We start from the raw sequence: 9,778 nt of genomic DNA, 5'->3' as shown, positions 1-9,778 counted from the left end.
ACAAACGGTCAATCCTGAGCGATTCAATTTTTTAATCAGTTCTGTCAAGCCTTCCGTTTCATCCGGGTTGATTCCCGCAGCAGGTTCATCAAGAAAGATGATTTCCGGTTCTGTCGCTAGGGCTAGGGCAATGGCTGTCCGTTTCTTTTCCTCCTGCGAGATGCTCGAGACCATTCTGTCAGCCGATTCCGTTAATCCGACAATATCAAGCACCTCCATAGCCTTATCCCTGCAAGCCGCTTCCTCCCGTTTTAAACGTTTTGTTCTTAGAATGGCATCCACCAAATTGGATTTTGTTCGCAGTCTATGACCGACAATGACATTATCCAACACGGTCGATTGATCGAAAAGGCTTGTCGTTTGAAAGGTTCTTGAAATTCCGAGCCCCGCAATTTCATTGGCAGGAAGTTTGGTGATATCAATCCCTTTAAAAAGCACCGTCCCGGAAGTTGGTCGATGAAAGCCACTGATCAAGTTAAAAAAAGTGGATTTCCCTGCACCATTTGGCCCGATTATTGCATTGATTCTACCTTTTTCAATTGAAAAATCCACATTATTGACGGCCGCCAATCCTCCGAAACGCTTTGTCAAATTCTTAGTTTCGATTAGCAAATTCATCCCTCCTCAGCTTTTATGTGCAATTCGCCCCTAACCCCGGACAGCGCATTATTTTTTCGCTTTCTTTGCCAATCAAAGAAGGCCCCTGCGATTCCGCGCGGATAAAAGATAATGATCACCGTAAGTAATGGTCCGAATATCAACATTCGATATTCTTGAAGGAATTGCAGATTCTGCGACAGGATTACTAATAATAATGTTCCTACCAATGGACCTGAAAGTGTCCCGATTCCGCCAACCAATAAATACATCAATAGATCGAACATGATGGCGGTTGATCCGATATCAGGTCCAATGAAACGGATGAATGAAGCATACAAGGCACCTGCCAAACCCGCGAAGAATGTGGATAGGACAAATGCGGTTAACTTATTCTTCATTGTGGATATACCAATCGTTTGTGCAAGGTCCTCGCTGTTCCTGATCGCCATATACGTTCTGCCGGTCAACGAGCATATAATTCGATACATGATTAAAATCACTGCAAGCAGGAAAATGAGAACGAGATAATATTGGGATGCTGCAGTATCGAATGTGATAGGTCCTATATTCCCAGGAGCAGGGATCCCTATCAATCCCCTAACCCCCTCTGTAAGTCCCTCCCATTTATCGATCACCAGATATATGATGTAACCCACACATAGGGTATAAATCGCGAAAAAGTGTTCCTTTGTCCTTAGCGCAATCAAACCGATTAAAAACCCAATGGCACATGTGATTAAACATGCACATATTAGTGCCAGCCAAAAGTTCATTCCCGCTTTTACTGTAAGTAGGCCAAGAGAATATGCTCCAATCGCAAAAAATCCAGCATGTGCAAGCGAGAGATATCCAGTATAGCCTGATAATAAATTGATTCCATAAACAGCTATCGCCCAGATGAACGAAAGTGTCAGCATATGGAGATAATAATCGTTTTGCGCGATATAGGGGAATGAAAAAGCAAAGATGATAAGAGCGATAATCCCATTTCTTTTCGTTAATATCCTCACACTACCTCTCCCCCTTTGCAAAAAGACCTGTTGGTTTCACCGTTAATATGATGACTAAAAGTATGAATGCAATGATGTCTTTATAATCATTTGAAATATAAGTTGCACCCAGGCTCTCACTGAAACCTAGGATATATCCACCTACGATCGCCCCCGGGATGCTGCCCATTCCACCCAATATGATAATGACGAAGGCTTTTAGGATGACTAAATGCCCCATGCCGGGAAAAACAAGATTAATCGGTGATGCAAGGGATGAAGCGATGGCTGCTAATCCCCCCGATATCATGAAGGTAAGCATCGCGACTTTATTAATGTTGATTCCTACTAATGACGCCCCTTCACGACTTTGGGACATTGCAATTATCGTCGAACCGGCATAAGTTTTCTTTAGGAAAAGGTAAAGTAAAACCATCACTGCGATAGCTGACACGATGATCAATAATCGCTGAAGTGTGAACGTCAGTCCCAGGATATTGACGACTTGACCATATGGAGAAGTCATAGTATGGAAGTCGGCACCCCAGACAAATTGGGCAAAAGCTTCAAGAAAAAGGAGAATGCCGATGGCTGCAATCTTATCGTGCAACGGAGGTGCCTCCCTTAACAGGCGGAACACGAAACGTTCCAAAAGGACTCCCAACAAACCAACAACGATAATGGATACGAACATGGCCATCCAGTAATTGACCCCATATAATGTCATCATTGACAACGTGATATATCCTCCCAACATATATAGGGCACCGTGTGCAAAGTTCGGAATATGCAAAATTCCATATACTAGCGTCAAGCCCAGTGCAACGAGACTATATACGCTGCCAATCGTCAAGCCATTAAAAAGCTGCTGGATCAAAATTTCCATTTATTTCCTCCTTGAAAATTAATGAATTTCACTTTGCTGTTCCTGGCTCACAATCCTGTCCATATTTTAAAAGCAAACATCTGTATTAAAAACATTTTCACATACTCTCCCATAGCATCAACATCTCGGGAATGGACAATAAGCTTTAATTCCCTTTATTCTCCGCCTATAGAAATAGCTTAGGCATTCCTTGTTAGCGCTTTCATTTTTTTCGGGCGTAACGATCGTACAGACAAGCTGTATTTAGGGAAAGCCAATGATTCCATTTTCTGTTTGGTTTATACATGGTGGCCGTCTGGTTTTTTCACCCCTTTCACCTCGCACCTTCCATAGGAGAATCATTCCGCAGAATAATTTCCAGATTAATTTCCAGATTAATTTCCAGATTAATTTCCAGATTAATTTCCAGATTAATTTCCAGATAATAATGCAAGTGCCGTGCCAAACATTAAATCACCTTCAATAAGGCTATTAACCAGTCTGTGAATTCATTATTGAATTGTAAAATCTCAAAAGTATCGGTTCCATACGGGATGTCCTTCATTCACTATTGACTGAAAAAATCATTTCTGAATCAAAAAAAAATTAAAATGGAAAGGAACCAAAAAATCCCGTTTATAACTTCCATCATTTCACATATTAGCTGGCGGGTAATAATGTAAAAAAAACACAACCTAAGAACCAATAATTTTCTAAGGTAATAAAGCCCGTCATCCCCCAAAAACGCGTAAATATAATTAGGAATTCAGTCAAAAAGACAGCACCTCCAATTTTGGATAATACCCAAAATTGGAGGTGCTGTTCATACTTACTATTATTTTCACGACCACGATATTTTTTAAGTTTCCTCACAATTGTTGCATGAGGAATCAAGCGCTTCTCCAATTTCATGGTAATTTGGTAGGTTTAAGCCGCTTTCGTCAAGATTTCCTTATCAGCTTTTACCACGGAGATCAGCTATTAAATTATTGTTAATCCTCTAATCTCTTACCGATCGAATGGGTCACGCATTCATAATGTCTAAGAAGCGTTACCTTGCAGTTGTACTTAACACACGATTTAATGTTACCCCACTTTTTAGAGTTAGTTCATCCTTAGGAATTTTTCTACACTTCTCCGTTTTTTTCATTTTCACGCTTACGATTCATGGTTTTTAACGCTTTTCTATATTCTTCATCCTTCATAGCCAATCCCTTGATGTTTAAATCTTCCTGCTTCGTATCCTGGAAACATTGGAGGGCTTGGCGGTAGGCCTGATCGTTCATGTGCTTAACCTGCCCAGCGGAAGCAGTTAGAGTCTCCTCTGGAACCTCTGGAACCAATTCAGATTTGTCAGGTGAATGGATGGCTTCCTTACCAGTTTCGTTCATAACCGTTTCACGTGCCATCTCTTCTTTTGAAGTTGACCAGAAATTAATCTTGAACAATCCCCCAATAACAGCCATAGCCAATCCTATGCAAGCAATAATGGTCACCATCTGACCAACCCCTTACTGTACATGTGTTAGAGTTTGTGTGACTTCCGCTACACGTTTTCCTAAAGCTCTTCCTAACTCTTGGGCTTGCTTAGGAAGCAAATCTGTACTATCAACAGGACAGGACACCCCTACCCCGTAATAAGATCCATATAAAGCATTTTCTGGAACATTACCAGGTAAGCCGACGATAATCATCCCTTGGTGAAGCATTGGAGTAATGAGGTTAAGCATCGTTGCTTCTAATCCTCCATGGACGGTAGCAGTCGTACAAAATACAGCACCAATTTTGTTTATCAGCTTACCTTCTGCCCATAAGAACCCTAATTTATCTATCCAAGCTTTTAATCCAGAGCTAATCGTCCCGAAATGTCCAGGACATCCCCATACAATCGCATCCATTTCTGATAGCTTATATACATCTGCCTGATCCACATGATCTATATGCACTTCTGCACCATACACTTCTTGAGCCCCTTCCGCTATTGAATATGCCAATGCCTTTGTATGTTCACCCTCACTATCATAGACTACATAGATTTTCATAAAATTTCTCACTCCTCTTGGTTGCATTGATGCGAATTTTCATCTACAACGAGATTTTAACTTTAGCATTCATACCAGGAAGTACTTTGGCAGATGGATTCATAATTGAGATTTTAACAGAAACTTTTTGAGTGACCTTTGTGAAATTGCCCGTATTCGATTCTGGTAAAGACGAAAATACAGATTTAGTAGCATAGCCGATTTCTTCAACTTTTCCTTCGAAAGTTACGTCGGTATCGCCATCTACGTTTATATCCACTGAATCGCCTTTTTCAATATCCTTTAAATCTGTTTCCTTGATGTTAGCTGTAATGTATAAATGCTTGAGGTCTGCAGCTTGAGCTAGCACTTGGCCACCTTGTACTAGCTGGTCATTTCCTGCTCCATTTTTAATAATCGTTCCCTCCATGGTAGACTTTATGGAAACGGCTTGACCTTCTTCATCAATTGTTCCTATTGCCTTTCCTTTTGTAACAGCTTTACCCTCTTTAATATTCCAATCTTTGAGCATACCAGAAGCTGGTGCTACAATTTGAACCATGTCTGCAGATACCTTCGCATCATCGGTTTTAACAAAGTTCTCATTTTGATAATAAAAGTAGGCACCGCCTGCTAGCAAAGCAATTACAACAAGAATACCTAAAATATTGGCAATTATTAAACGACCTTTACTCATACGTATTTCCCCTTTTTATTCGTTTTTTCCAATGGTGCTGGAAGTAAAATGTGCTGCTCTTTCTGCACTAGCGACCTTCCTTTGCCCGTTACAGCCTTTCCGATGGAAGCTAACAACATGATTATGCCTAATACCAGGAGAATGGTAAATAAATCATGGTAAGCACCTAGAAGCGCACCTTTTTGACTATTCTCAACCATTGAATAATAAGCCATGCTTTTTGCCTCTGTAAGTGTATGTCCATTATTGATATAATTGCGGACCAATCCGGCCATCTCTGAGTTAGTTTCGGGATTCAATAGAGATATTTCCCCTCGAACATCTTCATAGTGAATCGCATGCATTCGATAAGCGAACCATCCTAGTACTGGTCCAGCAATTGAACCAAATAAATTTCTCATTGAATGCAGGGATGATGACCGTAGTACTGCCTTGTGAATGTCACCTGCTAGTGCTGTTCCCAATGCCCCTGATAATAGCACCATGCTTACGCCTACGCCTATACAAGCCATTTGAACATTTATTGCCGTTAAAGAAACCTCGGTTCCCATTGATCTCCATTGAATACTGATCATTATGATGATGATGGATCCTACCATTCCCAGCCTGCCTGCACCCCATTTGTCATACAGCAAAGTACAGATGATGCCAGACGCCAAAAAGCCAACAAAAAACCACAAATAAAAATACGTAAGGTATATGAATGGAGGATCAAGAATGTTACTCAAAAACCCATTAGCTCCTGCAATCGCGACGATGAGAGCAATATGAGCAGTTAAAGCCATAATTGTTCCTGAAACTGTTTTTGCTGACCACAATGATCGGATTGGAATAAAGGGATCAACAGCATTAAAATCAACCGCTATGAACAATAACGCCAATAGAAGAGCAATCACAAAAAATGGCCAAACCTGATTTGATGTAAAGCCGTGTTCTTGTAAGTTATACAGCGGGAAAATCAAGTCCAATATTAATAAAGTGAATAAGAAAATTCCTTTCATGTTATGTTTCGTCGTTCCTGAGTTTAACTCTGGCTTCGTTTTGGGTAATATCCTGAACCCYATTACAAGGCAAATGAGGGATGAGAGAATAYTTAACAAGAATATCCATCGCCACTCTGAAATACTTAAAGATAAGGATCCAACAAATGCACCTACCGCGCTGCAACCAAATAAACCACCTATCGCAAACAATATAAACAGATTCCGCACCTTGTTTGGGTAAGACCTTAAACTAAGCGGTAGGATTGTCAGAAACAATACACCTGCCCCTAAACCTTGGAGTGATCTTCCAATGGTGAGCGGAATGATCCCCCAGCATAGAATATTGATGATCGTTCCACCAAGGAATATGAAAATGAAAGTAAGATAAATTTTTCTTATTCCATATTTCATGGGAAGGATACGTCCAAATGGGAGACCTAACGAAAAAGCCAAATTTGAGCAAATGGATGGAAGTAACATAACGTGTGTACTTAAGTTAAGTCCATTTTGAATAACCATTTGATTCAAGATGTAGGAAAGACTTGTAAAGTATTGAGGCCCAAATGAAAATAACGTTAATAGAGATATGAGCACGTATTCCGGCAAGAGGGGTTTCTTCATCTCGCCACTCAATACATTATTTTGTGAATTCATATAATTCCCCCTTTCTTTCTAAGCTAATTTTGAATGTCAAATTCCATTCCTTAATATTTTTAAAAGAAAAAAGTCTTCACCATCCATTCATATTGAGCAGTTAAAGATGCAACATACCCAAACTTGCTATTTGCAATTTGTATTATACAACATATATAAAATATAGCAATAAAAAAATATTACCCAAACTAACCTATAACACGAAAAAATGAAAAAACCTAATTCAAATAAGAACATTTGAATTAGGCTTTTTCATGAAAAGGTTCATTAAAATATGTAATAAACATTACTGGTTCTGCTTATCAAAATTCGGATTATCTTTGTTTCCAGTTCTTAATATCCTGATTCAAACGTGTTAAATTCCTCTGAAGAACGTTTAAATCTTCCTCTGACCAGTCTTTAAGAATATCGGATAATCTTTCTTGACGAGACTTCTGAGCATTATGTAATATTTCTTGCCCTTCTTTCGTCATGACAATTAAGCTGATTCGTCCGTTTTTCGGATCTGGATAACGGCGAATGAATTCCTTTGACTCCATAGCGGCAACCTGGCGACTTGCGGTAGACACATTCAGTCTCAATTGGTCTGACAATTCATTAATGCCTAGTGGCCCATGCTTATCCAATTCACTTAGCAATAAAAACTCGGATCGATCTAGGTTGCCTATTTGTCTACTGGGGGATGTTGTTAGACGTACAAGCAGGGCTATGTCATATTCAATTAACTGGAGTGAGTCCAAAATCTATATCTCCCTTCTAGTGATTTACTTGAAAAATAATTAGGCTGAACTGTGAAGCTGGTTCTTTATATATATTTTCCAATTAAAATGATCCACTACCCTTGTATGTGTATAAAAACAATATACATGATTTTCAATGGCTTACCAAGTTTTAAAGCCTTAATAAACCCATTTAAATCAATATATTGAATAGGTTTTAATCAGATATCTTATTGATAAATTCCCCTGTTTGTCTCTGACATTCTAAAGGTTCGAGCGAAAATCAGTGTTGATAAATTAATTCTGTAACTTTACATATTCTTCCTCACCTGTATAAATCGGCTTTTCCTCTTATTCATCGGAACTTTAAATAAATAAATATGTTGATCGAGCAGACTGGTTTCTCAGTAAGACCGTCCTCTAGCCAAAGATGTTGACATCTGGTGAATCTAGGTTGGACACCGCTGCTCCATTCTATATTATCTTTTCGTCTTTGGTTCACATTCAATTTATATTTTTTTATTGAATTTTCGCCACTCGTATAATCAGTCAAAAAAACTGTACCTCCCATTTTCTAACATTGGAAGGTACAGTTCAAACTCATCTATTCTTTTCCACTGACCTTTAATCGATATTTTTTAAGTTTCCTCACGATTGTTGCCTGACTGGATTCCAGGGCTTCTGCTATTTCATATGTAGTTTGGTAGGTTTGAGCCGCTTTCGTCAAAATTTCCTTTTCGGCTCTTTCCACCGCTTCTTTTAAAGTTAAGGTAGCATTGAGGTTCGGTTGATTCCTGTTTTCCGGCTGATATTCTTCCGGAAGGTCGTTAATCGATAATATTCGATTATCCGTCAGCACGACGAGCCTTTCCACAATATTAATCAATTCACGGACATTTCCTGGCCAATCATGTTGATAAAAATATTCCTTCAACCGCGAATCTATTTCTTTTGAGAATTTATATTGTTCGTTTGCTTTTGTTAAAAACAAGTCAGTCAATGCCAAGATATCCTCTCTTCTTTCCCTTAGAGGAGGAATCGTAATCGGAATGACATTCAACCTATAAAAGAGGTCTTCACGAAAATCACCCGATTTGACCATTTCCGAAAGATTTCGGTTCGTGGCTGCTATTATGCGAACATCGATTTTCTTTGGTTTTGTACCTCCGATTCTTTGAATCTCCCTTTCCTGAAGGGCCCGGAGCAGCTTCACCTGAAGTTGCAGGGGAAGCTCACCGACTTCATCAAGGAATAGGATACCACTCTCTGCAAGCTCAAACATCCCTGGTTTTCCTTTTTGATTGGCTCCGGTAAATGCCCCTCCTTCATATCCAAAGAGCTCGGATTCCAATAAATCAGCGGGAATTGCCCCGCAATTTATTTTGATGAAGTCTCCTTTTTTAGACCGGATGCTCCGATTATAGATATTGCGGGCAAGGACATCCTTTCCAACACCCGTTTCTCCCAGTATGAGTACTGTCGCATCAATATCCGATATTCTTTCTGCTATCTCATAAATCATTTTCATTTTATCACTGACGAATACGACTCCATCTTTGCTCGTTATCTTCCGCAGTTTCTCAATTTCCTGCTTATATTGATGATTCAGTTCATTAGCTTTCGTCAACTCATGCATCAGTTCATTTAAATCAGATAAATCCCTTATATTCGTAACGACTTGCTCTATTTCCCCTTCTGCATTAAAAACGGGACTCCCAGTTATCAATGTTTCCTTTCCCGCAAAATTATCCTGTACGACTGATACCGTTCGTCTCAGCTTCACTACCTTATGAGTCACCGACGCATTCAGTATGCCGCGTTTAATCAATTGGTCCACAGATTTGCCGATATAGTACTCTTTTGGTATGCCTGTGATCCGTTCAATTGCCGAATTGGTATAAAGCGTGATTCCATCTTGATCGGTGATGTATATTCCATCATAGGAATTTTCGATTATTGCATCCAGTGCGCGATTCAATTTATCCGTCTCATGAGCATCAATCAGTAAATCATCCAAAAATTCCGTTTCCCTGCCTATATAAAGAATATTGTCAGCATCCATTTGTTTCATTAATAAAAATAAATACCGTTTATCATGCAGCCTTGCAGCTGCAAGCCTTTTATTATCGAGAAATTGCCACTCATCGAATTGTTCGGTTAATGTATGATTACCATCCTGGCTTAACAATTGATTAAAATAGTTTCCCCAATCCTTAATCCGATTTGCAGAATCCACGACTAGTGCAGRAA

General features: G+C 39.4%; 9 protein-coding genes. All 9 read right to left on the bottom strand.

Going from position 1 to position 9,778, the window contains the following annotated elements; all coding sequences use genetic code 11:
* Positions 1-618, bottom strand: a 618-nt coding sequence (locus AC1DVB_RS22775) for an ABC transporter ATP-binding protein (RefSeq protein WP_477591083.1), incomplete at its 3' end; no start/stop codon positions are given.
* The gene (locus AC1DVB_RS22770; RefSeq protein WP_454861226.1) at positions 615-1,610 is read right to left on the bottom strand and encodes a branched-chain amino acid ABC transporter permease; all 996 of its coding nucleotides are present in this window, start codon (positions 1,608-1,610) and stop codon (positions 615-617) included. The genes AC1DVB_RS22770 and AC1DVB_RS22775, both read right to left, overlap by 4 nt.
* Before the next feature lies 1 nt (position 1,611).
* A complete protein-coding gene (locus tag AC1DVB_RS22765) occupies positions 1,612-2,475 on the bottom strand; it encodes a branched-chain amino acid ABC transporter permease (protein WP_034312368.1) in 864 nt (287 codons plus the stop codon).
* 1,106 nt (positions 2,476-3,581) lie between these two features.
* Positions 3,582-3,953: a hypothetical protein gene (locus AC1DVB_RS22760; protein WP_057277797.1), complete on the bottom strand. Its 372-nt coding sequence runs from the start codon at positions 3,951-3,953 to the stop codon at positions 3,582-3,584.
* 12 nt (positions 3,954-3,965) lie between these two features.
* Positions 3,966-4,496 (bottom strand): NAD(P)H-dependent oxidoreductase, encoded by a 531-nt coding sequence (locus tag AC1DVB_RS22755; RefSeq protein WP_057277798.1) that lies wholly within the window; start codon positions 4,494-4,496, stop codon positions 3,966-3,968.
* A 43-nt stretch (positions 4,497-4,539) separates the two neighbouring features.
* Positions 4,540-5,172 (bottom strand): HlyD family secretion protein, encoded by a 633-nt coding sequence (locus tag AC1DVB_RS22750; RefSeq protein ID WP_057277799.1) that lies wholly within the window; start codon positions 5,170-5,172, stop codon positions 4,540-4,542.
* The gene (locus AC1DVB_RS22745; RefSeq protein ID WP_477591080.1) at positions 5,169-6,809 is read right to left on the bottom strand and encodes an MFS transporter; all 1,641 of its coding nucleotides are present in this window, start codon (positions 6,807-6,809) and stop codon (positions 5,169-5,171) included. Before AC1DVB_RS22745 ends, AC1DVB_RS22750 begins: the two co-directional genes overlap by 4 nt.
* Before the next feature lie 314 nt (positions 6,810-7,123).
* Positions 7,124-7,549, bottom strand: coding sequence for a MarR family winged helix-turn-helix transcriptional regulator (locus AC1DVB_RS22740; protein ID WP_053534838.1), 426 nt, complete (start codon positions 7,547-7,549; stop codon positions 7,124-7,126).
* A gap of 583 nt (positions 7,550-8,132) precedes the next feature.
* Positions 8,133-9,778: sigma-54 interaction domain-containing protein (locus AC1DVB_RS22735; protein ID WP_477591077.1), on the bottom strand; the 1,646-nt coding region annotated here is incomplete at its 5' end.

The sequence above is a fragment of the Peribacillus sp. P4_D6 genome, assembly GCF_056401795.1.
The sequence above is the reverse complement of the archived record's forward strand: the minus strand, read 5'-3'. Positions and strand labels throughout refer to the sequence as shown.

Bases quoted from the DNA above. Each gene is read 5' to 3' on its own strand.
- AC1DVB_RS22765 (WP_034312368.1), bottom strand. From the start codon at position 2,475: ATGGAAATTTTGATCCAGCAGCTTTTTAATGGCTTGACGATTGGCAGC.
- AC1DVB_RS22755 (WP_057277798.1), bottom strand. From the start codon at position 4,496: ATGAAAATCTATGTAGTCTATGATAGTGAGGGTGAACATACAAAGGCA.
- AC1DVB_RS22760 (WP_057277797.1), bottom strand. From the start codon at position 3,953: ATGGTGACCATTATTGCTTGCATAGGATTGGCTATGGCTGTTATTGGG.
- AC1DVB_RS22750 (WP_057277799.1), bottom strand. From the start codon at position 5,172: ATGAGTAAAGGTCGTTTAATAATTGCCAATATTTTAGGTATTCTTGTT.